This is a genomic window from Candidatus Mycolicibacterium alkanivorans (genome assembly GCF_022760805.1).
Lineage (GTDB): Bacteria > Actinomycetota > Actinomycetes > Mycobacteriales > Mycobacteriaceae > Mycobacterium > Mycobacterium alkanivorans.
In genome coordinates this window covers 1644743-1668513 of the sequence record NZ_JAIVFL010000001.1, presented here as the reverse complement: position 1 = coordinate 1668513, position 23771 = coordinate 1644743, and the positions used below count along the sequence as shown (strand labels likewise).

Genomic DNA, 23771 nt, shown 5'->3' with positions numbered 1-23771 from the left:
CTCATCCTCAGCGCACCTCGTTGTCCGAGCCGGGCGCCGAGGTGCCGAACAGCTTGATGTAGATGAACGCGATGACGGCCACCGATAGGAACACCAGCACGCTGATCGCCGAGCCCAGACCGATGTTGAACGCCTTGAACAGGTTGTCGTAGCCCAGGATCGACACCGAAGCCGTATCGTTGGCTCCGCCGGTGAGCACGTAGATGTTGTCGAAGATCCGGAACGCGTCGAGTGTGCGGAACAGCAGGGCCACCAGGATCGCCGGCTTGATCAGTGGCAGCGTCACCTTGATCAGCCGCTTCCACGGCCCGGCTCCGTCGACCTGGGCGGCGCGCAGCAGGTCCTCGGGCACCAGCGCCAGACCGGCCAGCAACAGCAGCGCCATGAATGGAGTGGTCTTCCAGACCTCGGCCAGGATGATGATCGCCAGCGACGGGATCTGCTGGGTCAGCGGCGCACTGCCCTCGGGTAGCAGATTGGCCAGGTAGCCCGTGCCCGGCGTCCAGGCGTAGTACCAGCTGTAGGACGCGGCGACGGTGACGATGCCGTACGGGATGAGGATCGCGGTGCGGACGACACCCTTGCCGAAGATGGTGCGGTGCATGACAAGTGCGAGCGTCATCCCGAGCACGAACTCGATGGCCACCGAGATCACCGTGATCACCAGCGTGATGACGAACGCCGTCCACCAGTACCGGTCGGTGAGGATCGTGGCGTAGTTCTCGAACCAGATGAACTCGGTGTCGGCCGAGCTGGCCAGGTTGTAGCGCTGCAGGCTGAGCCAGAACGCGTAGACGATCGGGTATGCCGTGACGGCGAGCATCAGGATCACCGCCGGGGCGATCAACAGATAGGCCAGCCGGCGTTGGGACCGCCGGTCGTCACTGCGCTGCGCGGCGGCGGTCACGGGATCAAACCCTTTCCGTCGACGGCCCTCTGCACCTGCACGGTCAACTCGTCGGCCGTCTTCTCCGGGTCGATCTGGGTGACCGGCGCCAGCGTCGCCGAGATCCGCGTCGACACCGCCTGATAGTTCGGCGTCGCCGGGCGCACCGCCGCGGTGGTGAGCTGATCGCGGATGATCGCGTACTGCGGGTACTTCTTCTGAAAGTCCGGGTCGGAGTACAGCGAGGTGCGCACCGCCGGCAGGCCACCCTCGATGGAGGTGTACTTCTGGTTCTCCAGGTTCCGGATGCAGCGGATCGCGTCGAACGCCTCGGCCGGGTGCCGGGTGGTCTTGGCCACCGCCAGGTTCAGCCCGCCCAGGGTCACCCGGGTGGGCTGTCCGGGTATGACGCCGGGATAGGGCGCGAATCCGAACACTTCCTTGGACGCGTCGAAGGCGATGGTGAACTGGTCGTCGGTGGGCGAGAAGGTGCCGGCGTCATTGATGCTGCCCGCCAGCCCCGGCTTGTTGTTGAGCGGAAGGAAAGGGACACCACCCTTGACGGAGTTCTCGAGCATCGAGGCGAACACGAAGGGCCAGTTGACCTCCAGCGCCGCCTTGCCCTGCTCGAGCGCCAGTCGCGCGGTGCCCTCGTCGGTCTGGGTCACCGACGGATCGGCACCCGGTGCGGTGGCCACTGCCTTGATGATCTGCAGCGCCTTGACCGTCGCGGTGCGGTGTTCGGGCGTGTCAGTCAGGGTGACGTGCTTGCCGTCGTCGGAAAGCACTCGCCCGCCAGCGCTTTCCAGCAACGTGTTGAACCAGACCACCAGGCCCTCGTACTGCTTGGCCTGAACGGCGATCCAGCTGGGCTTACCCTCGGCGTGCAAACGCGTCGCCTCGGCCACCATCCCGTCCCAGGTGCCTGGAGGCGGGGCTACCAAATCGGCTCGGTACCAAAGCAATTGGGTGTTGGTGGTGACCGGCGCGGCATACAGCTTGCCCTGCCACTTCGCGGTCTCCAGCGGACCCGGCAGCGTGTTGTCCACCGCGTCGGCCTCAGCCTGGCCGGCCGGGTCGTCGGACAGCGGAAGCACCCAGCCGGCCTCGGCGAACTCCGCGGTCCACACTACGTCGAGGGCCATCAAGTCCAGGGTGCGGTCGTTGCCGGTCAGCCTGCGAGCCAGCTGCAACCGCTGGTCGTCGGCGGCCTTGGGCAAGCTGCGCTGTTCGATGCGGAACCTGCCGGCGAGTTCGCCGTTGCACCGGTTGGCCACCGCGGTGAACGTCGCGGTCTCGCTGGCCGGAGTGTAGAGGCTGACGACGAGGCCGTTGTCACCGGAGGAGCATGCCGACACCACCGAAGCGGTGGTCAGCGCGGCCAGCGCGGCGGCGCCCACCCGCCGAGCGCGTCCGCCGGGGCTTGCCACGACAACCGCCTCCCGTCCGTCCACGGCGGGGATTGCCCCGCGGGCAAACCGTAGAACCCCGGGCGCGCGATGTGCAACACTCCCACGCAGCGTGCGGCGCGATCGTGACCCGTGCCGGGGGCCGGACGGACCCGGGTCAGATCGTCAAGCGCGCCAGCAGGTCCCGCGCCTGCTCGGCGTTCTGCGGATCGCACAGCACGTCGTAGCGCCCCGCCACCAGCTGCATCGTCGAGCTGAAATCCCTTGTGCCGCGTGCCATGGCGTAGGGAACGGCCGAGGTGATCAACCCGAAGATCACACCGGCGACCACGCCGGTGATCAGCGAGGCCCACGGATTGGGGCTGAAGAAGCCCAGCACCAAGCCGATGAAGATACCCAGCCAGGCACCGGTGATGACGCCGCCGCCCAGAACCTTCGGCCAGGTCAGCCGGCCGGTCACCCTCTCGACCTGCATGAGGTCAACACCAACGATGGTCACCTGCTGCACCGGGAACTGCTGGTCGGACAAAAAATCGACGGCCTTCTGCGCTTCGGCGTAGGTGGGATAAGAGCCGATCGGCCAGCCTTTCGGCGGTGTCGGCAAACCCACCGGACCTCGGCGGGACGCCGCGGCCGCGCCGCGCGGGTTCGCACCGGGGTTCTGTCCGGGTTGGAAAGGGCTGGTCATGTCTGCTCATTCTCCTGTCATCGGCGTCGCCTGTCGCATCGGGCTCGCCTGTCGCATCGGGCGGTCCGGCGCCGAACCCGTCTGTTACCTGCTCAACGAAGTGCTGCCGACGTTGGTGCCCAGGAAGGGTCACCCGGGCGAGCCACCCGCGCGCCACCAGCACATACGCTAGGTTGAACAGCATGACAGCTTCCGGCGGCGACTCCGGCGAAACACCGCAGAACGAGGGCGAGCCGGGTCCTTCGGAGGGCACCTACGAGGCCCCGCCCATCGAACAATCCCAGGCTCCTTCCGGTTACGACGCGCCGCCTCAGCCGCCGTCGGCACCGGCCTACACCGGCTACGAGGCGCCGAGCGGGTATCCGCCGCCGAGCTACCCGCCGCCCGGCTATTCCCCGCAACCGGGCTACCAACCTCCCGCACCGCCCCAGGGCGGCTACCCTCCGCCGGGTTATCCGCCCCCGCCGCCTCCGCAGCAGTACGGCGGCCAGCAGTATCCGGGCGGATACAACTACGGCACCCCCCAGGCGGGCACCAACACCATGGCCATCGGCTCGCTGGTGGCCTCGGTCGTCGGCCTGTTGTGCGGAATCGGCTCGGTCATCGGCATCGTGCTCGGCGTGGTGGCCCTCAACCAGATCAAGCAGACCCGCCAGGACGGCTACGGGCTGGCGGTCGCTGGGATCGTCGTCGGCGTCGCGACCCTGATCATCAGCATGATCTGGACGATCTACGCCCTGCGCTAACCCATGACCAATCCCCCACCGCCGGACGGCGCGCCGCCGCCCCTCGATCCGTACGCGCCGGTCGACTACCCGGCGAACTACCCGCCGCTGCCGCCGCCGGTGTACCCGCCGCCGTACCCGCCGCCCGCCGGCTACCCGTACCCGCCGCCGTACGCGGGCGACCCCTACGACCCGTACCGGCCACTCAAGCCGCCCGGCACCAACGGCAAGGCCATCGCTGCGCTGGCGTGCTCACTGGGCGGCCTGGTGTTCTGCGGGTTTCCGTCGATCGCCGGCATCATCCTGGGCATCGTCGCGATGCGGGAGACCAAGCGCACCGGCCAGGACGGTTTCGGCCTGGCCGTGGCGGGCGTGGCGATCGGCGCGGTGATCGTGGCGTTGATGCTGCTCTACATCGTGTTCATGATCTTCATCGTCTCCAGCAGCACCTCGTACAACAACTACTGAGCGGGCGGCTCGAACCGCTCGCCGGTGCGCTGCATCCCGGCGGCACGGCCCTTGCCGGCGATCACCAGCGCCATCTTGCGGCTGGCCTCGTCGATCATCGCGTCGCCGAGCATCACCGCGCCACGGGCACCGCCGGCCCGCGAGGTGTGCCACGCATAAGCCTCCAGGATGAGCTCGGCGTGGTCATACTCCCGCTGGCGCGGGCTGAAGATCTCGTTGCCCGCCGCGATCTGGTCGGGGTGCAGCACCCACTTGCCGTCATAGCCCAGTGCCGCCGAGCGCCGCGGCCACCTGGGTGCGGGCCCGCGGCTTGGCATCTGGGGCCACCGCGTCCTCGAGGTCGAGGAACACCTCGTCGGCGGGCAACGTCTTGGCCTTCTCGATCATCTTGGGGCTGCTGCCCGGAACCGACAGACAGGTTCTCCGGGGCCGATAAGCGTTCTCCACGCCTACACTCCTACTCTTTGAGCCATGGCGTCGGTGAACAGGGTCTATGCGGCGCGGCTCGCGGGAATGGCCGTCCTTGGGCCCGACGGCGAATCCCTCGGTCGCGTCCGCGATGTCGTGATCAGCATGAGCATCGTCCGCCAGCAGCCTCGGGTACTCGGACTTGTCGTCGAATTGCTCACGCGCAGAAGGATATTCGTCCCCATTCTGCGGGTGATTTCGATCGAACCCAACGCAGTGACGCTCAGCACCGGCAACGTGTCGCTGCGGCGGTTCGCCCAGCGCCCCGGCGAGGTGCTGGTGCTCGGCCAGGTGCTCGACACCCGCGTCCGCATCGACGACCCGGAGCTGCCGCAACTGGATGCCGTCGACGTGGTGGTGGTCGACCTGGCCATCGAACAGACCCGGTCCCGTGACTGGCTGGTGACGCGGGTGGCGGTGCGCAGCCATCGCCGGCTGGGCCGGCGCTCGACGGTTCACGTGGTGGACTGGCAGAACGTGCAGGGGCTGACCCCGTCGGCGCTGGCCATGCCCGGCCAGGGTGTGGCCCAGCTGCTGCACCAGTTCGAGGACCAGCGCCCCATCGTGGTGGCCGACGCGCTACGCGACCTTCCGGCCAAGCGCCGCACCGAGGTGATCAACGCCCTCGACGACGATCGGCTGGCCGACATCCTGCAGGAGCTGCCCGAAGACGACCAGACCGTCCTGCTGATGCAGCTGGACACCGAGCGGGCCGCCGACGTCCTGGAGGCGATGGACCCCGACGACGCCGCCGATCTGCTGGGCGTGCTCAACCCCACCGAGGCCGAGGTCCTGCTGCGCCGGATGGACCCGGAGGAGTCCGAGCCGGTGCGACGGCTGCTGAGCCACTCACCCGACACCGCGGGCGGTCTGATGACCTCCGAGCCGGTGGTCCTCGCGCCGGACACCACCGTCGCCGAGGCGCTGGCCCGGGTCCGTGACCCCGACCTGACCCCGGCGCTGGCGTCGCTGGTGTTCGTGGTCCGCCCGCCGACCGCCACCCCCACCGGCCGCTACCTGGGCTGCGTACACCTGCAGGCGCTGCTGCGCGAACCACCCGCGAACCTGGTCAGCGGCATCGTCGACACCGACCTGCCGAGCCTGACGCCCGACACCTCGCTGGGGGCACTGACCCGCTACTTCGCCGCCTACAATCTGGTCTGCGGTCCGGTGGTCGACGACCAGAATCACCTGCTCGGCGCCGTCACCGTCGACGACGTCCTCGATCACCTGCTGCCCCACGACTGGCGCGACGACTACGAGGAGCCGCAGTTGTCCAGCCGCGTGACCGAGGGGGCGACGTGAGCGATCTGTCGGCGCGCCAGCGGCTCGACACCCCCCGCACCTCGCGGCGGTTCCAGATCAACGTCGACCCCGAGGCCGTCGGCCGGTTCAGCGAGTCGATCGCCCGGTTCCTGGGCACCGGGCGCTACCTGTTGTGGCAGACCATCATCGTCATCGTGTGGATCTCGCTGAACCTGTTCGCGGTGCGCTGGCGCTGGGATCCCTACCCGTTCATCCTGCTCAACCTGGCGTTTTCCACTCAGGCCGCCTATGCCGCGCCGCTGATCCTGCTGGCCCAGAACCGCCAGGAGAACCGCGACAAGGTGGCGCTGGAGGAAGACCGCCGACGCGCCCAGCAGACCAAGGCCGACACCGAGTTCCTGGCCCGCGAGCTGGCCGCCCTGCGGCTGGCGATCGGCGAGGTCGCAACGCGGGACTACTTGCGCCGCGAACTCGAAGAGGTGCGCGAGTTGCTCGAAGCCCTGCAGCGGGAGAAGCCGGCGACGGGCAAGCACGACGCATCCGAGCGGCGCTCGAAGAAATCTGGTTCGTGACCGAGGTGACCATTGGATACCACCGAGGTCTCGGATCTAGGTATGGTGACTTGGTTCACAAGCACAAGCTCGAGCTGTTGAGGACGAACGAGTGGGCAGAGGTAACCGCGTCGGCAGGGTGGTGCGGAGTCCTGTCTTCGGTCTGGCGGTGCTCACCCCGATCGTCCTCGCCGGTGCGGTGGGAGCCGCACCGAGCCGGCTGGGCGCACCGGTGTACGACACGGACGTGACGCCCTTGGCCGCGGTGTCGCCGTCGCATACCGATTCCTCGGGTGTCACGGTGGTCGCCCCGACCAAGCAGCCGACCAACTTCCGCGTCGCGGCCGCCACGCTGTCCGCGCCGCCGCCGCCGATCGTGCTGAATTCCCCTGGCGCCATGCGAATTCCGGCCGTAGCGCTGGCGGCCTACCGTAACGCCGAGCAGATGATGGCCTCGGCAGCACCCGGCTGCGGCGTGAGCTGGAACCTGTTGGCCGGCGTCGGCCGCATCGAGTCGCAGCACGCCAACGGCGGCGCCACCGACGCCCGCGGCACCGCGGTCACCCCGATCTACGGACCGGCACTCGACGGCACCCTGCCGGGTAACGAAGTCATCGTCCAGACCGTGACGGCCGGGCGCCCGATGTACGCGCGGGCGATCGGGCCGATGCAGTTCCTGCCCGGCACCTGGTCGCGTTATGCCTCTGACGGCGACGGCGACGGCAAGGCCGACCCGCAGAACGTCTACGACGCCGCTCTGGCCGCCGCCCGCTACCTGTGCAGCGGTGGCCTCAACCTGCGCAACCAGTCACACGTGCTCGCCGCCATCCTGCGCTACAACAACTCGATGGCCTACGCGCAGAACGTGATGGGCTGGGCGGCGGCGTATGCCACCGGTGTCGCCCCGGTGGCGCTGCCGCCGATCGTCGGGCCGGCACCGGCCATCGGTGACGCCCACCTCGAGCACCCCGAGGGCCTGGGCCCCGGTATGCCGTTCACGGCGGCCGGCCTGCTGCCCGGCCAGGCGCCGTGTGAGGTGATCTGCATGGGCTCGCAAGTCGCATTGCCGGCCGCCACTCCGGCGCCCGACGCCGTCCCCGCCGAGGCCCCGCAGCCGTGGCAGCCGCCGTGGATGCTGCCGGCCCCTGCCGCCGAGCCGGCGCCCGCTCCTGAGACCGCGGCTCCGCTGCCCGCGACGCACGGTGCGCTGCCCGGACCGGCCAACTGACCCTCCGCGCCGCTGCCCCTGCGTCACACCAGAGTGACGCCGGATGGCGACTGCTGCGCTGCGGTGACGCTCGGCGAAAGGGGCTCAGTCGGCCCGCATCGTCAGGCGACCTAGACTCGGCGGTGATGTCCCCACAACTCGAGAGCGCGATCCGCGCTGCCCTGGGCAAGGTGATCGATCCGGAACTGCGCCGCCCGATCACCGAGCTCAACATGGTCAAGAGCATCACGGTCGCCGACGACGGCGCGGTGCACGTCGAGATCTACCTGACCACCTCCGCGTGCCCGAAGAAGACCGAGATCAGCGAACGCGTCGCCGAGGCCGTCGCCGATGTGCCCGGCACCGGAGCAGTCACGGTCACCCTCGACGTGATGAGCGACGAGCAGCGCACTGAACTGCGCAGGATGCTGCGCGGCGACGCCGCCGAGCCGGTGATCCCGTTCGCCCAGCCCGGCTCGCTGACCCGGGTGTACGCGGTGGCCTCCGGCAAGGGCGGGGTCGGGAAGTCCAGCGTCACGGTCAACCTCGCCGCGGCGATGGCTGCGCGCGGGCTGTCCGTGGGGCTGCTCGACGCCGACATCTACGGCCACTCCGTGCCCCGCATGATGGGCACCGACGACCGTCCAACCCAGGTGGAGTCGATGATCGTGCCGCCTATCGCCCACGAGGTGAAGGTCATCTCGATCGCCCAGTTCACCCAGGGCAACGCCCCGGTGGTGTGGCGCGGACCGATGCTGCACCGGGCGCTGCAGCAGTTCCTCGCCGACGTCTACTGGGGTGATCTGGACGTTCTGCTGCTCGACCTGCCGCCCGGCACCGGCGACGTCGCGATCTCGGTCGCGCAGCTGATCCCGGGCGCGGAGATCATCGTCGTGACCACCCCGCAGGTCGCCGCGGCCGAGGTGGCCGAACGAGCCGGTGTGATCGCGCTGCAGACCCGCCAACGCGTCGCCGGCGTGGTGGAGAACATGTCCGGGCTTCTGATGCCCGACGGCACCACGATGCAGATCTTCGGCGAGGGCGGCGGCCGGCAGGTGGCCGAACGGCTCTCCCGGGCGGTCGGCGCGGACGTGCCACTGCTGGGCCAGGTTCCGCTGGACCCCGCACTGGTGACTGCCGGCGACTCCGGGATACCTCTGGTGCTGTCGGCACCCGACTCGGTGGCGGGCAAGCAACTGCGGGGCATCGCCGACAAGCTGTCTGAGCGCAAGCGCGGCCTGGCCGGCATGTCCCTGGGCCTGGACACCACCCGCCGCCACTAGCCGTCGAGTGTGCGTCCAGGGCTTGAGTCAGCCAGCCCCTCAGCGCACACTCAACCGCCGACTAGGTGGCGTCAATGTCGAACGGCGCGGGCGTTCCGGGCGGCAACGGCTCGAACGCCTTGGGCTGCGCCGCCGGCGGCGGCGCACTATGCGGCTTCTCCGGCGACTGGAACGCCTCGGTGAGCCAGGAGTCGTCGCCGTCGAGCAGGTGCTTGGTCAGCGCCGCGCGCGGCGTCATCCCGCGCAGCTTCTGCAACTCGCTCAGCGGCTGTCGCAGGTCGTCGAATTCGGGGCCTAGATCCTCACGCAGTTGGTTGGTGGCGCCGCTGATGTAGTCCCGCGCCTGCCGCAGCGCACCCGAGGTCCACCGGATGGCGCCCGGCAGCCGCTCGGGGCCGAGGATCACCAAACCCACCACCACCAGCAGGAGCATCTCGCCCCATCCGACGTTGGCGAACATCGCGTCAGTTGTCCGGCGCCGGATTCACCGTCAGCACGACCTTGCGGCCGTCACGCATGACCTCGATCGGCGCGTCCTGGCCGATCTCGAGCTGGCGCACCGCGACCACGAACTCGTCGGCGTCGGCGACCTTCCGGTTACCCACCTTGACCACGACGTCGTTCTCCAGGATGCCTGCCTTCTCGGCAGGCCCGCCAGCCTTGACGTTGGCCACCTGCGCGCCCTGGGCGAGGTCGTTGCTCACCGAGCGTGCTGACAGTCCCAGCGTCGGGTGCGCGATCTTGCCGTCCTTGATCAGGGTCTCGACGGTCTCCTTGACCTCGTTGACGGGGATGGCGAAACCGAGGCCACTTGCGCTGTCGGACAACGACTTTCCGGCCGTGTTGATTCCGATCACGTCGGAGTTCATGTTGATCAGCGGGCCGCCGGAGTTGCCGTGGTTGATCGAGGCGTCGGTCTGGATGGCGTCGATGACGGTGTCGGTGTCCGAACCCTCACCCGACAGCGGGATCGGACGGTGCAGCGCGCTGATGATGCCGTGGGTGACGGTGCTGCGCAGGCCCAGCGGGGCGCCGGCCGCGATCACCTCGTCGCCGACGTGCACCTTGTCGGAGTCGCCGAACTTGGCGACGGTGAGGTTGTCGACGTTGTCGACTTTCAGTACCGCCAGGTCGGTTTTCGGGTCACGGCCGACGAGGTTGGCCGGCACCACCTTGCCGTCGTTGAACACCACCGTCGTCTTGAACTTGCTCGGGTTGGAGGCGGCATCGGAGATGACGTGGTTGTTGGTGACGATGTAGCCGCGGCCGTCGACGATGACGCCCGAGCCCTGGGCGCCTTCGTCGTCGCTGAGCGACTCGATGGTGACGACGGAGTCGGCGACCGAGGCTGCGACCTTGGCGAACCGCCCGGCCGGCACCTCGCTGGTGGCGTCGGTGGACAAGGTGACCTTGGAGGTGGTGAACGCCTCGACAACCTCAGCGGTCTTGCGCCCGACCCATCCGCCCACCAGGCCGATCAGCAGCGCGGTGATGCCGAGGACGGCCAGCGCCACATAGGACACCCGCCCGCCGAAGAGGACGTCGCGCACACCGAGCTTGCCGGTCGGGCCGGCGACGGCGACCGGTATCGGCTTCTCCACGGCCGGCGTGCCCAACGCGGCGGCCGCACCCGGATCGCGCCACGGATCATCAGGTTCCTCTTCGACGTCCTCGTCAGAGTCGAGGGCTCCCGCGTCGGCGGGATGACGCTGCAGCGAGTCGCCCCCCGAATAGGGCCGGCCGAACGCCTCTTCCAGCACCGGGTCGGCCGGCTTGTCCTTGGGCTGGAACTCGACCTCGCCCCGGAATTTGGCGGGACGCAATTCCTCGGCGACGAATGATCCGTCGACACCCTTCGGGCGGCCGAACGCGCGGCTCGCCTGCTGGTCGACAGCGGGACGCGCGATCGGACGCGGGGCCAGGCGGGGGCTGCCGCTGTCCTGAGTGGGGCTCAAGTTCAACCTCTATCCAAGCGCTCAGACGTGATTGCGCGCTGCGGGACCGAGCACGGCGCGGCTCGCTGTCTCATCCACCCTACCGGCGCTTTCGCCGGCCGCGGGGTGCGCCGTCAGCTAACTGGTCGGCGAGTCCGGGCTCGATGTCGCCGCCGGGGCGGCTCCGGCGCGGCGGCGTGACCGGTTCGTCGGGCGTGGAGTGCGGGATCTTCGACAACAGGCCCAACAAACTGCTCGGAGTGCTGATCGGATTGGAGTCGCGCAGCGCCTCCCGGGCCTGGGACTGCCCCTCAACCTCGGCCGCGCACTGTGGACACAGCGACAGATGGTGCGCCGCCCGCAGGTAGGACTTCATCCGCAGCTCACCATCGACATAGGCGGCGATGGCCTCCGTGGACAGGTGCTCGGTCGAGCCGAACTGGCGGGGGGCGCCGACCGGCGCATCGCTTTGCGAGGCGAAATGGGAGGGAAGCCAGGAGAACGCCCGACGGAACACATGTCCGGGGTCGGCCATCTCCAATTCCTCTCCTCTGGTCGCGCGAACTAGCGCGACGCTAGGTCGAATGTAGCGCGCGAACCTGTATATGACATGGCATGACGGCCGAAGAGCCGCCGGGTACGGCCGCAAACGGGGCTAGGGCGATCGCCCAGCTCGCTGCCTGGTCGCCGGGCTAGGCCGACTCGGCGGTGAAGTCGTCGATCCCGTGCCGGCCCGAGTGCGCGGCAAGGTGCTCCCGCAATGCCTGGCGGCCGCGGTGGATGCGGCTGCGCACGGTGCCCAGCTTGACGCCCAGCGTGGCGCCGATCTCCTCGTAGGACAGACCTTCGATGTCGCAGAGGACCACGGCGGCGCGAAACTCCGGCGGCAGCGAATCCAGTGCGGCCTGCAGGTCCGGACCCAGGTGCGAGTCGTGGAAGATCTGCTCGGGGTTCGGCTCGTCGGCCGGCACCCGGTCGTAGTCCTCGGGCAGCGCCTCCATGCGGACGCGGCCCCGACGGCGGACCATGTCGAGGAACAGGTTCGTGGTGATGCGGTGCAGCCAGCCCTCGAAGGTGCCGGGCTGGTAGTTCTGAACCGAGCGGAACACTCGGATGAATGTATCCTGCGTGAGGTCCTCGGCGTCCTGCTGGTTGCCGGACAGGCGGTAGGCCAGCCGGTACACGCGGTCGGCGTGCTGACGCACCAGGTCGTCCCAGGACGGCATGGCCGCCCGGTCGCCCGTGGCGTCGAACACCGCGGTGCCCTGTGGCTCCTCGGACGACTCGACCCATTCGGCCTCGCTGAACTGCTCGAGGTGCGCCATGGTCGTCGGGGCCATCAGTGTAGTGGTCGTCGGATCCTCCTGGTTGTTCTGCAGCGACGGCTCGATGCCGCCGTTCGCATCAAGCGGCACAACACGAGCGCACTCGGGTCTATTCCCCGACCAGCGTTCCCGGTGTTCCATGCCCGTTACCGTTCCCCATGCCGGTGTGGAACTGATGTGAGCAAACTGAGCTAGCTCTGAGAAATGCTTTCGTTACGCATCCTGCGCTGGGCTGATGCAGTACGTTACACCGACGATCGAGCCTCGCCAGCATCGGCGTGTCGCAGATCCCGGGCGCGCCTGCCCACGCGAGAATCGAGTTGGCTCTACGCTGCTGAGAATGGCCACTACAGACGACCAATCCGGCCAGCCGGAGCGCAGCCGGGCAGAGCGGATCCTGGCCCACGCGGAGGGATCGATCTCCGAGGACGCCATCGTCGCCGCGGCGCGGGAGAGGGCCGTCGATGCCGGCGCAGGCGCGGTGACACCGGCTGTCGGCGCGCTGCTCAGTGTGCTGACCCGGCTGTCCGGCGGCAAAGCCGTCGTGGAGGTGGGAACCGGGGCTGGGGTCAGCGGGCTGTGGCTGGTGTCGGGCATGCGCGAAGACGGTGTTCTGACCACCATCGACATCGAGCCCGAGCACCAGCGCATCGCCAAACGGGCCTTCACCGAGGCCGGGATCGGCCCGTCCCGGACCCGGCTCATCGCCGGTCGGGCCCAAGATGTGCTCACCCGCCTCGCCGACGGGTCCTACGATCTGGTCTTCATCGACGCCATGCCCACCGACCAGCCGGAGTTCGTCGTCGAAGGCATCCGGCTGCTGCGCCCCGGCGGCGTCATCGTCGTGCACCGTGCCGCACTCGGTGGCCGGGCGGGCGACCCGTCGGCCAACGACGCCGAGGTTGCGGCGGTGCGAGAAGCCGCTCGGCTGATCGCCGAGGACGAGCGGCTGACCCCGGTGCTGGTGCCGCTGGGTGACGGAATCCTGGTCGCCGCACGCGACTGACATTGCTTCTGCACCACCTTCCGGGATCGCCCTTGACCTTCGATAGAACACGTGTTTAGCATTCTAAACATGCGTTCAGCCGACCTGACGACGGTAGCTCGCATCCGCGATGCCGCGATCGAGCTGTTCGGGTCGCGCGGCTTCGACGTCGGAGTCCGCGCGATCGCCGAGGCGGCGGGAGTCAGCCCAGGCCTGGTGATCCACCACTTCGGATCCAAGGACGGCCTGCGCAAGGCCTGTGACGACTACATCGCCGAGGAGATCCGCAGCGAGAAGTCGCAGGCCATCCGGTCCACCGACCCCGCGACCTGGCTGGCGCAGGTCGCCGAGATCGAGTCCTACGCGCCGATGATGGCCTACCTGGTGCGCAGCATGCAGACCGGCGGCGAGCTGGCCAGACACCTGTGGCAGACCATGATCGGCAACGTCGAGAGCTATCTCGATGACGGGGTGAAGGCAGGCACCGTCAAGCCCAGCCGCGACTCGGCGGCACGCGCGCAGTACCTGGCGATGGCCAGTGGTGGTGCGTTCCTGCTCTACCTGCAGTTGCATGACAACCCGACAGATCTGCGCGCCGTGCTTCGCGACTACAGCAACGACATGACGATGCCCGCCCTCGAAGTGTTCACCGAAGGGGTGCTCACCGACTCCACGATGTTGGAAACCTTTGCAGCACGCGGTATCCCGAAGGCGGACGGCCAAGGAGAGAGCAATGACGACAACATCGGCGGCCCGACGCGCTGACACCGCTGCGGTCGAGATCCACGGTCTGGTCAAGACCTTCGGGAAGACCAGGGCTCTTGACGGTCTGGATCTGATCGTCCGGCCCGGTTCGGTCGCCGGCTTCCTCGGCCCCAACGGCGCCGGCAAGTCGACCACCATCCGGGTGCTGCTGGGGTTGTTGCGAGCCGAGGGCGGCACCGTGCGTCTACTCGGCCGAGATCCCTGGCACCAAGCCGTCGAACTGCACCGCCGGATCGCCTACGTGCCGGGGGACGTGACGTTGTGGCCCAACATCACCGGGGCGCAGGCCATCGACTTCCTTTGCAGTCTGCGCGGCGGCGCCGACGAACGCCGCCGCGACGCCCTGATCGAGCGTTTCGAACTCGACCCGCACAAGAAGGCGCGCACCTACTCCAAGGGCAACCGGCAGAAGGTCGCATTGGTCGCTGCGTTCACCACCGACGCCGACATCTACATTCTCGACGAGCCCACCTCGGGTTTGGACCCGTTGATGGAGAAGGCTTTTCGGCAGTGTGTCGCCGAGGTGGCCCATCGCGGGGCGGCGGTCCTGCTGTCGAGTCACATCCTGGCCGAAGTCGAAAAGCTATGCGACACCGTGACGATCATCCGCGCGGGACGCACCGTTCAGGCCGGCTCGCTGGACCAGCTGCGCCACCTGATGCGGACCGCCGTCACGGCCCGAACCAGAGGAGAGGCCGCCGAAGTGCGGAACTGGCCGGGGGTGCACGACACGGCCTTCCGCGACGGGCAGGTCCGGTTTTCAGTCGAGCGCGACCAACTCGAGTCGACGATGAGCCGGTTGACCCGACTGGGTATCGTCGACCTGACGGTCACCCCCGCCTCGCTGGAGGATCTGTTCCTGCGCGAGTACGAGGGTGCGCGGCCATGACCGCCCTGGTCGGCGCACGGCAGCACGCCGCTCCTGCGACGTCCTCGTTCACCGGGCTGGGTGCCCTCGTCCGTTTCGCGATCCGCCGTGACCGGCTGCGGCTGTCGGTGTGGATCTCGGCGCCGACGCTGATGATGGTGTACGCCCCCAACGGGATCAGGTTCGCCTACCCCGGGGAGGCGCAACGTCAGGCGCGCGTCAACCTCCTGAAGACTCCGGCCGGAATCATGCTCGGCGGACCGATGTTCGGCGGCAACGAAACCGACCTTGGCGCCATGGTGGCCAACGAGCTGATGCTGACCGTCATCGTCGCGGCGTCGATCCTGGCGATCCTGACGGTGATTCGCCACTCTCGAGCCGAAGAGGAAAGCGGCGCAGCCGAACTCGTACTGTCCTCGGTGGTCGGCCGCCACGCCCGCACCGCCGCGGCAGTCAGCGTGATGGCGGCGGTCAACGCGACCCTGGCCCTCACCATGATGGTGGCAATGGCAGCAACGGGTTTCGCCGTCCTCGACACCGCGGCGATGTGCTTGGGCGTCACCGCGGTGGCAACGGTGTTCGGGGCACTCGCGGCGGTGACCGCCCAGATGTGGCGGCAGGCCCGCACCGCGACGGCCGCGGCGATGGCCGCACTGGCCGCCGCGGTTCTGATCCGCGGCGCCGGCGATGTGATCGCTGACTCCGGCAGTGCGCTGAGCTGGTTTTCGCCGATCGCCTGGGCCCAGCAGATGCGCGCGTTCGTCGCATTGCGCTGGTGGCCGCTGGCCCTGCTGCTCGTGTTGGCCGCGGCATTGATCGGCGTGGCGGCGGTGCTGGAGGGCCGACGGCAGTACGACGACGCGGTGCTGGCCTCCTCGGGCGAGCATCCCGGGGCACGGCAGGTCGGCGGTGTCTTCGGGCTGCAGCTGGTCGTTCACCGCGGATTGACGATCGGCTGGGCGGTCGGCCTGCTGGTGGCGGGAGCGGCCTTCGGCTCGATGACCACGTCACTACTCGACGCCGCCCGCGGCAACGAGCTGATCGCACGGGTGCTCTCGGCGCAGGGCACCGACGGTGTGTACACCACGATGACGCAGTTCCTTGCCGCGGCGACCACCGCCTACGTGGTGACGGTGATCGTCCGCCTGAGCCGTGACGAGGAATCGGGGCTCGGTGAGGCGGTGCTGGCGGGGTCGGTGTCGCGGTGGGGTTGGCTGCTGTCCGCGCAAGGCGCGGCATTGACCGGTGCGGCGGTGTTGTTGGCCTGCGCCGGTTTCGGCAACGGCCTGGGCGCCGGCCTGACCCTCGGTGAGCCACACACGATCATCCGGCTCACGCTGGCGGCACTGGCGTTCCTGCCGGCGATGGCGGTGGCGGCTGCGGTGGCCGCGCTCGGCGTGGCGCTGCGCCATCCCGGCCTGGGCTGGCTGGCGGTGACATTCGTGATCGCCGCGCTCTACCTCGGCGGCCTGCTCCGCCTGCCGCGCTGGCTGATCGACGCCTCGCCGGTGGGCCGCACCACCGCGCCGTCGTCGGTTTCCGTTGTGGCACTGAGCGTGATGACGTTCATCGCAATAGCAATCACAGCGGCCGCGGGTTGGCTCTACCGCCGCCGCGATGTCATTTAGGGGGTTACAAGTGCCGAACACACTTCGCGTGGCACTCTCATCGCTCGCGAGCCTCGTCGGCTTCATGGTGCTGCTGTTCCTGCCCGCGGGCACGCTGAACTATTGGCAGGGCTGGGCGTTCCTCGGCACGTTCGCCGCGGTGTCGCTAGTGCCGACCATCTTCCTGGGCCGGCTCGATCCGGCCACTGTCGAGCGCCGTATGCACGCCGGGCCGACGGCCGAGAAGCGGCCGGTCCAGAAGGCCGTGGTGGTCGGCATCATCGGGTGCTTCTTCGGGATGCTGGTGGTCGCCGGGTTCGACCGCCGGTTCGGCTGGTCGACCGTGCCCGCCGCCGTCTCGGTGCTCGGCGATGCGATGGTGGCTGTCGGTCTGGGCATGGCCATGCTGGTGGTCTTCCAGAACCGGTACGCCGCGGCCAACATCGTCGTCGAGGAGGGCCAGCCGTTGGTCACCACGGGGTTGTACGGCATCGTGCGGCATCCGATGTACTCCGGCAGCATGGTCATGATCATCGGGATGCCGCTCGCGTTGGGGTCCTACTGGGGCTTCCTGGTCGCGTTCGCCGCCCTGGTTCTGCTCGTGATCCGCATTGTTGACGAAGAGAAGATGCTTTCCGCCGAGCTGACCGGATACCGCGACTACATGACGAAGGTGCGTTACCGATTGGTGCCGCGGGCCTGGTGATCGGCGCTAGTGTCACGTGCGTGGCACTAGCTCTGGACACACCGTGGCGACGGCCCGGCCGGCTGCGCTACGCACTGGCGCGATTGCGCAGTGCCGCGGCACCGCCGGTGACGGTGACCGACCCGCCCGGCGACATCGTCGTCGAACACGACCTCCCGGTGACCACGCGAGACCGAACCGTGTTGCGCGTCAACGTGTTCCGGCCACGGGGCGAGACGCCCCGATCGGTGCTGCTGTGCGCCCACCCGTACGGCAAGGACAACCTACCCGAGCGCCGCCGCGGGAAATGGACGTTCTCACCGCAGTATCGCGCACTGCGCCAGCCCAGCCCGGTCAGCTTCTCGGCACTGACCTCGTGGGAAGCGCCCGACCCGGCGTGGTGGGTGGCGCAGGGCTTCGCGGTGGTCAACGCCGACCTGCGGGGCTGCGGAACCTCGGACGGCACTGGGGCGTTGTTGTCGCGCCAGGAGGCCGGGGACACCTACGACATCGTGCAGTGGGCCGCTGTGGCTGCTCGACCACAGCACCCACTCCACCGCCGCGATCGCGACGATGATCGCAGTGGTCGCCCCGGTCGCCAGCCACGTCAACCGGACACTGGATCGGGCGGCAGGCACTTCGACGTAGGACGGCAGCATCTGCCCGCCGACAGGGTCGGTCGACTGCGCCCCGCCGTTGCGCACCCGGTTGGTCGGGCGCCCGGTGACGTAATAGCGCCCTTCGTACCGGGCCGTCGGGTCCGGGCGCCACCCGGTCGGCGGCGGGGCCGTTCGCTGCCCTCCGCAGCGTACGCACGTGCCGCCGGCGTCGAGTTCGCCGTGGCAGTACGGACAGGTCGCCGGTACATCGCCCGCAACTCGGCGACGGCGCCACTGGATCATCGTCTACCGCCGCGGAAACGAACTAGATCCAGACGCCCTTGCCGACGGCGACCACGCCGCCCGAGCTCACCGCGAAGCGCTCGCGATCCTTCTCCAGGTCCACGCCCACCATCTCGCCTGGACCCACCACCACGTTCTTGTCGAGGATCGCGTGGCGAACCACCGCGCCGCTGCCCACCCGGACACCGGGCATCAGAACGCTGCCCTCGACGATGGCGCCGTCCTCGACCACCACATTGCTCGACAGCACCGAGTTGCGGACCGAGGCCGCCGAGACGATGCTGCCCGCGCCGACCACCGACTCCTGTGCCGAGCCGCCGTTGACGAACTTGGCCGGCGCGAGGTTCTCCGACTCGCCACGGATCGGCCAGCGCTTGTTGTACAAGTTGAACACCGGGTGCACCGACACCAGATCCATGTGCGCGTCGTAGAACGCGTCCAGCGTCCCGACGTCGCGCCAGTAGCCGTGGTCACGTTCGGTAGCGCCGGGCACCTCGTTGTTATTGAAGTCGTAGACCCCGGCCATGCCGTCGGCCACCAGACGCGGGATGATGTCGCCGCCCATGTCGTGGTCGGAGCGGTCGTCGTCGGCGTCGGCGCGGATGGCGTCGATGAGCACCTTGGTGGTGAAGATGTAGTTGCCCATCGAGACGAACGTCTGCTCCGGATCGTCCGGCGTGCCCGGCGGGTCGGCCGGCTTCTCGATGAACTCCCGGATGCGCCCGGATTCGTCGGCGTCGATGCAGCCGAACGCGTGAGCCTCGGCCCGCGGCGCCCGGATGCCGGCCACCGTGGCGCCCGCGCCGCTGTCGATGTGGAACTTCACCATCTGCTCGGGATCCATCCGGTACACGTGGTCGGCACCGAAAACCACGATGTAGTCCGGATCCTCGTCGTAGATGAGGTTCATCGACTGGTAGATCGCGTCGGCTGAACCGGTGTACCAGCGCGGACCGAGGCGCTGCTGGGCCGGCACCGGGGTGATGTACTCGCCGGCCAGACCCGACAGCCGCCAGTTCTGCGAGATGTGACGGTCCAGTGAGTGCGACTTGTACTGGGTGAGCACGCAGATGCGCAGGTACCGGGCGTTGACCAGATTCGACAGCACGAAGTCGATGAGGCGGTAGGCGCCGCCGAAGGGAACCGCTGGCTTGGCTCGGTCGGCGGTCAGCGGATACAGGCGCTTGCCTTCCCCGCCGGCCAGGACGATGCCCAGCACGTTTGGCAATTCCCTCATGCTGCAAACCTAATGGCAGCTGCCGAAGACGGCTAGGCCATTGGCCCGATTATCGACCGGTGTCGCGCCACAGTGAGATTTTTTGCTCAGGCGCAAGCACGTTGGACCACAAAGCTGCGCTGGCGCGCGGGGACTACTACGGTCGGTGCCATGCGGGTGGCGATGATGACTCGGGAGTACCCACCCGAGGTTTACGGCGGGGCCGGCGTTCACGTGACCGAACTCGTCGCCCAGTTGCGCCGCCTCTGCGAAGTCGACGTGCACTGCATGGGCGCCCCCCGCACGGGCGCCTTTGTCCACCAGCCCGACCCGGCGCTGAAGGGAGCCAACCCGGCGCTGTCGACACTGTCGGCGGATCTGGTGATGGCCAACGCCGCATCCGCCGCCACAGTGGCGCACTCCCACACCTGGTACACGGGAATGGCGGGTCACCTCGCCGCGCTGCTCTACGGCATTCCGCATGTGCTGACTGCGCATTCGCTGGAACCGCTGCGGCCGTGGAAGGCCGAGCAGCTCGGCGGCGGCTACCGGCTTTCACTTTGGGTGGAGCGAACCGCCGTCGAGTCCGCCGATGCGGTGATCGCGGTCAGCTCGGGAATGCGTGAGGACGTGCTGTCGGTGTACCCGGGGCTGGATCCCAACCGCGTTCACGTGGTGAAGAACGGCATCGACACCGACGTGTGGTACCCGGCACCGCCGGAACGCGGCCAGTCGGTGCTGGCCGAGCTCGGCGTGGACCCGAACAGGCCAATGGTGGCGTTCGTCGGGCGCATCACCCGGCAGAAGGGTGTGCCGCACCTGATCGCGGCCGCCCACCGATTCGATCCCGAGATTCAGCTGGTGTTGTGCGCGGGTGCGCCGGACACCCCCGAGATCGCGGCCGAAGTCGGTGGCGCGGTGCAGGAGTTGGCCGGCCGGCGCAGCGGCGTGTTCTGGGTGCAGGAATTCCTGCCGATCGGCAAGATCCGTGAAATCCTCTCGGCGGCAACCGCTTTCGTGTGTCCTTCGGTGTACGAGCCGCTGGGGATCGTCAACCTCGAGGCGATGGCCTGTGGGACAGCGGTGGTGGCCTCCGATGTGGGCGGTATCCCCGAGGTGGTCGACGACGGCGCGACGGGCAGGTTGGTGCACTACGACGCTGCCGATCCGGCTGGTTTCGAGGTCGGTCTGGCTGAGGCGGTCAACGCGGTCGTGAGCGACCCGGAGCAGGCCCGCCGCTACGGGCAGGCGGGGCGGCAGCGCTGCATCGAGGAGTTCTCCTGGGCGCACATCGCCGAGCAGACGTTGGAGATCTATCGCAAGGTGTCGGCGTAGGCAGCACGAAACCCCGCGCGGTGGCGCGGGGTTTCGAGGTCGATCAGTTAGCTGGTGACGCCTTTGAGTTCGTCGCCGAGGGCAGCGGCTTCTTCGGGGGTGAGCTCGACGACGAGCCTGCCACCGCCCTCCAGTGGTACCCGCATCACGATGCCGCGCCCCTCCTTGGTTGCTTCCAGCGGACCGTCTCCAGTCCGGGGCTTCATCGCCGCCATCGAGCACTCCCTCCAGATTCGAGCCGGCCCGAAGTCACGGACCCGGATCGGTGCCGGAGAGCATGGCTGCTGCATCTCCGGCACTGAACTGCCTGTTTTCAGATTCTATTGTTCCTCATCGGAGCGCATGCGTGTGAAAGACCCGGCTCAGCGGCTGTGATCAACGTTTCTTCGCGGCCGCGACAGGGGCACCCAGCAGGACTCGATGTGGTCGTCGACCATGCCCGTTGCCTGCATCAATGCGTAGGCGGTGGTGGGTCCGACAAAGCGGAATCCCCGCTTCTTGAGGTCTTTGGCCATCGCCTGGGACTCCGGGCTCAGTGACGGCACGTCCGACAGCGTCCTGGGGCGGGGCCGCGGTGACGGTGCGTACGACCACAGCAGGTCGGAGAGGTCGGCCTCCAGGTCGGCGGCCGCGCGGGCGTTGGCGATGGTGGCCTCGATCTTGGCGCGATTGCGCACGATGCCGACGTCGGCCATCAGCCGGGCGACGTCCCGGTCGGTGTAGCGGGCCACGGTTTCGATGTCGAACCCGTCGAATGCCTGCCGGAAGTTGTCCCGCTTGCGCAGGATGATCAGCCACGACAGACCGCTCTGGAAGGCCTCCAGGCTCATCCGCTCGAATAGGGCGACGCTGCCGCGCAACTCTTTGCCCCACTCGTGATCGTGATAGTCGCGGTAGAGGGTGGGCTGGGCTCCGGCCAGGGACCGGGCCCAGTCGCAGCGAACCTTTCCATCGTCGACGACGTCGGTCACACCGGCTCCGCATCCGGGGCGGGGGCGGCGTGATGGGTGACGGCGGGCTCGTCGAGTCCGGCGGCGGCGCGCACGGCGGCGAGCTCACCGCGCAGCTGGTCGAGTTCGGCGCCGAGGCGGTCCAGGACCCAGTCCACCTCGCTGGTCTTGTAACCGCGCGGCACCTGCGTGAACTTCACCGCCTCGATATCGGCGCCGGTGACTCCAGAGGCCGGCAGCACGGTCGCGGTGGTGCCCCGCGGCAGCGGCGGCAGCTCTTCCCCTCGTCCGAAGACCAGGCTGGCCACCCCGAACAGCACGACGCCGATGAGGATCAGCACCACCAGGTAGAGCAGGATCAACGTCACGACACGAGACTACTTCGCGCCGAGTGTGGGACTTGAGACCCGCGGACCGGCCGAAAGCTTGGGGGTAACACCACGTTCGCGCCGGAAAAGGGTCAGCGCAGGGTGTTCATCGGTGGGCGGTCGGCCAGCGAGACCGCCGTGGTCCGCAGCTCGTAGCCGTCACCGTCGGGCAGGAACTGGGTGAGCCCGACGCCGGAGTCGGCGATCCCGCAGCGCGACAGCAGGGTGGCGATCACCTGCCGGCTCATCGCGCCCAGGTCGGTCAGCGGCCGGTTGCGATGCGCCCGCACACCCAGATTGACCTGGGCGATCGCGTCCAGACCGAGCCGGTCGTAGGTGTCGATCAGCACACCGATCTCCACGCCGTAGCCCGGCGCGAACGGCAGTGAGGTGAGCAGCTCGCGGGTGCCGGCGTACTCGCCGCTCAGCGGCTGGATCACGCAGCCGAGCTCGGGCCGCAACGCTGCCAGCAGCGGGCGCGCAACCAGTTCGGTCACCCGTCCGCCGCCGTGCGCGTCCTGGCCGCTGCCGACCTTCAGCGGCCGGCGGTAGAAGCCTTTGACCAGGTGGATCCCGTCGCCCGTGAGCAGCGGGCCGACCAGCCGGGGCACAAACATCGGGTCGGGGTCAATCAGGTCGGAGTCGACGAACACGACGATGTCGCCGGTGGTTGCGGCCAGCGAGCGCCAAAGCACCTCGCCCTTGCCGGGCAGCGGTTCGACCTCGGGCAGCGCCTGCTCCCGGCTGACCACGCAGGCTCCGGCGGCGATGGCGCGGATCTCGGTGTCGTCGGTGGACCCGGAGTCCAGCACGATCAGCTCGTCGACCAGGCCGCCCAGCAACGGGCTGATGGTTTCGACGACGGAACCGACCGTCTCCTCCTCGTTGAGCGCGGGCAGGACCACCGAGATGCTTCTGCTCTGCTTGGCGGCGACTAGGTCGGCCACGGTCCAGGTGGGATGGGTCCAACTGTTGTCCGACAGCCAGATGTCACCGGGCAGGGTGTAGGTGGCGGCGAGGTCGGTCACGCCAGTCCCCTCACCGTCCGCGTCGGTCGCCGATCCCCCCGAATCGACGCGACCATCTCCAGCACCCGCCGCGTCGGCCCCACCTCGTGCACCCGGAACATGCGGGCTCCGTCGGCGGCGGCCAGCGCGGTGGCGGCCAGGGTCCCCTCCAGGCGTTCGGTCAGTTCCACACCCAAAGTCTCCCCGACGAAATCCTTGTTACTCAGCGCCATCAGGACGGGCCATCCGGTCTTAACAAGATCTTTTACATGGCGCAACAAAGTAAGGCCGTGGTAAGTGTTCTTGCCGAAATCGTGGGTGGGATCGATCAGGATCGCGTCGCGGGCCACCCCGACCGCAACCGCGTGCTCCGCGGCGGCGGTGGCCTCGGCGATGACGTCGTCGACCACGCCGGCCACGGTGGTCCCGTAGCTGACCCGGAACGGCCGCGTCCGCGGCGCCGCCCCGCCGGTGTGCGAGCACACCAGCCCGGCCCCGAACTCGGCCGCGACCTCGGGCAACGCGGGGTCGGCGCCGGCCCACGTGTCGTTGATCAGGTCCGCGCCCGCCGCACAGGCCTGCTTGGCCACCGAGGCGCGCCAGGTGTCGACACTGATCAGCTGGTCGGGGTATTCGGCGCGCAGCCACTCGATGAACGGCACGACACGGGCGATCTCCTCCTCGGCGTCGACCACCGCACCCGGGCCCGCCTTGACGCCGCCGACGTCGACGACGTCGGCTCCTTCGGAGATGACGCGGTGGACCGCGGCCTTGGCGGCCTCGTCGGTGAACGTCGCACCACGATCATAGAACGAGTCGGGGGTGCGGTTGACGATCGCCATGATCAAGGCGCGATCACCGGCCACCGGCCGT

The 23771-nt window shown here is 68.6% G+C and carries 25 protein-coding genes and 2 pseudogenes; 13 read left to right on the top strand and 14 right to left on the bottom strand.

Annotated features, from left to right (window positions below; translation table 11 throughout):
- Nucleotides 1-7: 7 nt before the first annotated feature.
- From K9U37_RS08430 to K9U37_RS08420, 3 genes are all read right to left on the bottom strand, one after another.
- Nucleotides 8-907: a carbohydrate ABC transporter permease gene (locus K9U37_RS08430; RefSeq protein ID WP_243071307.1), complete on the bottom strand. Its 900-nt coding sequence runs from the start codon at nt 905-907 to the stop codon at nt 8-10.
- Nucleotides 904-2316 (bottom strand): ABC transporter substrate-binding protein, encoded by a 1413-nt coding sequence (locus K9U37_RS08425; RefSeq protein ID WP_243071306.1) that lies wholly within the window; start codon nt 2314-2316, stop codon nt 904-906. The genes K9U37_RS08430 and K9U37_RS08425 overlap by 4 nt, the downstream gene beginning before the upstream one ends.
- Nucleotides 2317-2452: 136 nt before the next feature.
- The gene (locus K9U37_RS08420; protein WP_243071305.1) at nt 2453-2983 is read right to left on the bottom strand and encodes a general stress protein; all 531 of its coding nucleotides are present in this window, start codon (nt 2981-2983) and stop codon (nt 2453-2455) included.
- Nucleotides 2984-3165: 182 nt separating this feature from the next.
- On the opposite strand from K9U37_RS08420, the gene K9U37_RS08415 reads away from it, so the two are divergent.
- Both K9U37_RS08415 and K9U37_RS08410 read left to right on the top strand, forming a co-directional pair.
- Complete coding sequence (locus K9U37_RS08415; protein WP_243071304.1) at nt 3166-3729, top strand: DUF4190 domain-containing protein; 564 nt, start codon at nt 3166-3168, stop codon at nt 3727-3729.
- A gap of 3 nt (nt 3730-3732) precedes the next feature.
- Nucleotides 3733-4176, top strand: coding sequence for a DUF4190 domain-containing protein (locus K9U37_RS08410; protein ID WP_243071303.1), 444 nt, complete (start codon nt 3733-3735; stop codon nt 4174-4176).
- Here K9U37_RS08410 and K9U37_RS08405 read toward each other — a convergent pair.
- Nucleotides 4170-4623 (bottom strand): annotated as a pseudogene (locus K9U37_RS08405) (aldolase/citrate lyase family protein). The gene K9U37_RS08410 and the pseudogene K9U37_RS08405 sit on opposite strands and share 7 nt — an antisense overlap.
- 24 nt (nt 4624-4647) lie before the next feature.
- Here K9U37_RS08405 and K9U37_RS08400 point away from each other — a divergent pair.
- From K9U37_RS08400 to K9U37_RS08385, 4 genes are all read left to right on the top strand, one after another.
- Complete coding sequence (locus K9U37_RS08400; protein WP_243071302.1) at nt 4648-5949, top strand: magnesium transporter MgtE N-terminal domain-containing protein; 1302 nt, start codon at nt 4648-4650, stop codon at nt 5947-5949.
- Nucleotides 5946-6482 (top strand): DUF1003 domain-containing protein, encoded by a 537-nt coding sequence (locus K9U37_RS08395; RefSeq protein WP_243071301.1) that lies wholly within the window; start codon nt 5946-5948, stop codon nt 6480-6482. The genes K9U37_RS08400 and K9U37_RS08395 overlap by 4 nt, the downstream gene beginning before the upstream one ends.
- A 91-nt stretch (nt 6483-6573) precedes the next feature.
- Nucleotides 6574-7689 (top strand): lytic transglycosylase domain-containing protein, encoded by a 1116-nt coding sequence (locus K9U37_RS08390; RefSeq protein WP_243071300.1) that lies wholly within the window; start codon nt 6574-6576, stop codon nt 7687-7689.
- Nucleotides 7690-7814: 125 nt separating this feature from the next.
- A complete protein-coding gene (locus tag K9U37_RS08385) occupies nt 7815-8951 on the top strand; it encodes an Mrp/NBP35 family ATP-binding protein (protein WP_243071299.1) in 1137 nt (378 codons plus the stop codon).
- A gap of 61 nt (nt 8952-9012) precedes the next feature.
- Here the strand turns inward: K9U37_RS08385 and tatB are convergent, their stop codons facing one another.
- The 4 genes from tatB to sigE all read right to left on the bottom strand — a co-directional run bounded on the left by tatB (nt 9013) and on the right by sigE (nt 12351).
- A complete protein-coding gene (gene tatB / locus K9U37_RS08380; protein ID WP_243071298.1) occupies nt 9013-9411 on the bottom strand; it encodes a Sec-independent protein translocase protein TatB in 399 nt (132 codons plus the stop codon).
- 4 nt (nt 9412-9415) lie between these two features.
- A complete protein-coding gene (htrA, locus tag K9U37_RS08375; protein ID WP_243071297.1) occupies nt 9416-10906 on the bottom strand; it encodes a serine protease HtrA in 1491 nt (496 codons plus the stop codon).
- 79 nt (nt 10907-10985) lie between these two features.
- Nucleotides 10986-11420 carry an anti-sigma E factor RseA gene (rseA, locus tag K9U37_RS08370; protein WP_243071296.1) on the bottom strand — a complete coding sequence of 145 codons (435 nt, stop codon included), beginning with the start codon at nt 11418-11420 and terminating at the stop codon, nt 10986-10988.
- 157 nt (nt 11421-11577) lie between these two features.
- Entirely contained in the window at nt 11578-12351 is a 774-nt protein-coding gene (gene sigE / locus K9U37_RS08365) for an RNA polymerase sigma factor SigE (protein WP_243071295.1), read from the bottom strand.
- Between the two features lie 199 nt (nt 12352-12550).
- Between sigE and K9U37_RS08360 the strand changes: the two genes are divergently transcribed.
- From K9U37_RS08360 to K9U37_RS08335, 6 genes and pseudogenes are all read left to right on the top strand, one after another.
- Nucleotides 12551-13216 carry an O-methyltransferase gene (locus tag K9U37_RS08360; protein WP_243071294.1) on the top strand — a complete coding sequence of 222 codons (666 nt, stop codon included), beginning with the start codon at nt 12551-12553 and terminating at the stop codon, nt 13214-13216.
- A 69-nt stretch (nt 13217-13285) separates the two neighbouring features.
- Nucleotides 13286-13960, top strand: a complete 675-nt coding sequence (locus K9U37_RS08355; RefSeq protein WP_243071293.1) for a TetR/AcrR family transcriptional regulator — start codon at nt 13286-13288, stop codon at nt 13958-13960.
- Complete coding sequence (locus tag K9U37_RS08350; protein ID WP_243071292.1) at nt 13929-14849, top strand: ABC transporter ATP-binding protein; 921 nt, start codon at nt 13929-13931, stop codon at nt 14847-14849. The genes K9U37_RS08355 and K9U37_RS08350 overlap by 32 nt, the downstream gene beginning before the upstream one ends.
- Nucleotides 14846-16456 carry an ABC transporter permease gene (locus tag K9U37_RS08345; RefSeq protein WP_243071291.1) on the top strand — a complete coding sequence of 537 codons (1611 nt, stop codon included), beginning with the start codon at nt 14846-14848 and terminating at the stop codon, nt 16454-16456. The genes K9U37_RS08350 and K9U37_RS08345 overlap by 4 nt, the downstream gene beginning before the upstream one ends.
- Nucleotides 16446-17141, top strand: a complete 696-nt coding sequence (locus K9U37_RS08340; RefSeq protein WP_252393960.1) for a methyltransferase family protein — start codon at nt 16446-16448, stop codon at nt 17139-17141. The genes K9U37_RS08345 and K9U37_RS08340 overlap by 11 nt, the downstream gene beginning before the upstream one ends.
- Before the next feature lie 32 nt (nt 17142-17173).
- Nucleotides 17174-17647, top strand: a pseudogene (locus K9U37_RS08335) (CocE/NonD family hydrolase); the annotation flags it as partial.
- A gap of 397 nt (nt 17648-18044) precedes the next feature.
- Here the strand turns inward: K9U37_RS08335 and glgC are convergent.
- Nucleotides 18045-19259, bottom strand: coding sequence for a glucose-1-phosphate adenylyltransferase (glgC, locus tag K9U37_RS08325; protein WP_243071289.1), 1215 nt, complete (start codon nt 19257-19259; stop codon nt 18045-18047).
- Nucleotides 19260-19409: 150 nt separating this feature from the next.
- On the opposite strand from glgC, the gene glgA reads away from it, so the two are divergent.
- The gene (gene glgA / locus K9U37_RS08320; protein ID WP_243071288.1) at nt 19410-20573 is read left to right on the top strand and encodes a glycogen synthase; all 1164 of its coding nucleotides are present in this window, start codon (nt 19410-19412) and stop codon (nt 20571-20573) included.
- A 47-nt stretch (nt 20574-20620) separates the two neighbouring features.
- On the opposite strand, the gene K9U37_RS08315 is transcribed toward glgA, so the two are convergent.
- The 5 genes from K9U37_RS08315 to folP all read right to left on the bottom strand — a co-directional run bounded on the left by K9U37_RS08315 (nt 20621) and on the right by folP (nt 23740).
- On the bottom strand, nt 20621-20788 hold the full coding sequence (locus tag K9U37_RS08315; protein ID WP_003931055.1) for a DUF3117 domain-containing protein: 168 nt from the start codon (nt 20786-20788) through the stop codon (nt 20621-20623).
- Between the two features lie 147 nt (nt 20789-20935).
- Nucleotides 20936-21544: a DNA-3-methyladenine glycosylase I gene (locus K9U37_RS08310; protein WP_308197357.1), complete on the bottom strand. Its 609-nt coding sequence runs from the start codon at nt 21542-21544 to the stop codon at nt 20936-20938.
- Nucleotides 21541-21891 (bottom strand): DivIVA domain-containing protein, encoded by a 351-nt coding sequence (locus tag K9U37_RS08305; protein WP_243071287.1) that lies wholly within the window; start codon nt 21889-21891, stop codon nt 21541-21543. The genes K9U37_RS08310 and K9U37_RS08305 overlap by 4 nt, the downstream gene beginning before the upstream one ends.
- Nucleotides 21892-21983: 92 nt before the next feature.
- On the bottom strand, nt 21984-22919 hold the full coding sequence (locus K9U37_RS08300; protein WP_243071286.1) for a glucosyl-3-phosphoglycerate synthase: 936 nt from the start codon (nt 22917-22919) through the stop codon (nt 21984-21986).
- A complete protein-coding gene (gene folP, locus K9U37_RS08295) occupies nt 22916-23740 on the bottom strand; it encodes a dihydropteroate synthase (RefSeq protein ID WP_243073283.1) in 825 nt (274 codons plus the stop codon). Before folP ends, K9U37_RS08300 begins: the two co-directional genes overlap by 4 nt.
- Nucleotides 23741-23771 lie beyond the last annotated feature (31 nt).

Excerpts from the sequence above, each read along its gene's own strand:
- K9U37_RS08420 (WP_243071305.1), bottom strand. The coding sequence starts at position 2,983 with ATGACCAGCCCTTTCCAACCCGGACAGAACCCCGGTGCGAACCCGCGC.
- K9U37_RS08415 (WP_243071304.1), top strand. The coding sequence starts at position 3,166 with ATGACAGCTTCCGGCGGCGACTCCGGCGAAACACCGCAGAACGAGGGC.
- K9U37_RS08410 (WP_243071303.1), top strand. The coding sequence starts at position 3,733 with ATGACCAATCCCCCACCGCCGGACGGCGCGCCGCCGCCCCTCGATCCG.
- K9U37_RS08400 (WP_243071302.1), top strand. The coding sequence starts at position 4,648 with ATGGCGTCGGTGAACAGGGTCTATGCGGCGCGGCTCGCGGGAATGGCC.
- K9U37_RS08385 (WP_243071299.1), top strand. The coding sequence starts at position 7,815 with ATGTCCCCACAACTCGAGAGCGCGATCCGCGCTGCCCTGGGCAAGGTG.
- tatB (WP_243071298.1), bottom strand. The coding sequence starts at position 9,411 with ATGTTCGCCAACGTCGGATGGGGCGAGATGCTCCTGCTGGTGGTGGTG.
- rseA (WP_243071296.1), bottom strand. The coding sequence starts at position 11,420 with ATGGCCGACCCCGGACATGTGTTCCGTCGGGCGTTCTCCTGGCTTCCC.
- sigE (WP_243071295.1), bottom strand. The coding sequence starts at position 12,351 with ATGGAACACCGGGAACGCTGGTCGGGGAATAGACCCGAGTGCGCTCGT.
- K9U37_RS08360 (WP_243071294.1), top strand. The coding sequence starts at position 12,551 with ATGGCCACTACAGACGACCAATCCGGCCAGCCGGAGCGCAGCCGGGCA.
- K9U37_RS08355 (WP_243071293.1), top strand. The coding sequence starts at position 13,286 with ATGCGTTCAGCCGACCTGACGACGGTAGCTCGCATCCGCGATGCCGCG.
- K9U37_RS08350 (WP_243071292.1), top strand. The coding sequence starts at position 13,929 with ATGACGACAACATCGGCGGCCCGACGCGCTGACACCGCTGCGGTCGAG.
- K9U37_RS08345 (WP_243071291.1), top strand. The coding sequence starts at position 14,846 with ATGACCGCCCTGGTCGGCGCACGGCAGCACGCCGCTCCTGCGACGTCC.
- K9U37_RS08340 (WP_252393960.1), top strand. The coding sequence starts at position 16,446 with ATGTCATTTAGGGGGTTACAAGTGCCGAACACACTTCGCGTGGCACTC.
- glgC (WP_243071289.1), bottom strand. The coding sequence starts at position 19,259 with ATGAGGGAATTGCCAAACGTGCTGGGCATCGTCCTGGCCGGCGGGGAA.
- glgA (WP_243071288.1), top strand. The coding sequence starts at position 19,410 with ATGCGGGTGGCGATGATGACTCGGGAGTACCCACCCGAGGTTTACGGC.
- K9U37_RS08315 (WP_003931055.1), bottom strand. The coding sequence starts at position 20,788 with ATGGCGGCGATGAAGCCCCGGACTGGAGACGGTCCGCTGGAAGCAACC.
- folP (WP_243073283.1), bottom strand. The coding sequence starts at position 23,740 with ATGGCGATCGTCAACCGCACCCCCGACTCGTTCTATGATCGTGGTGCG.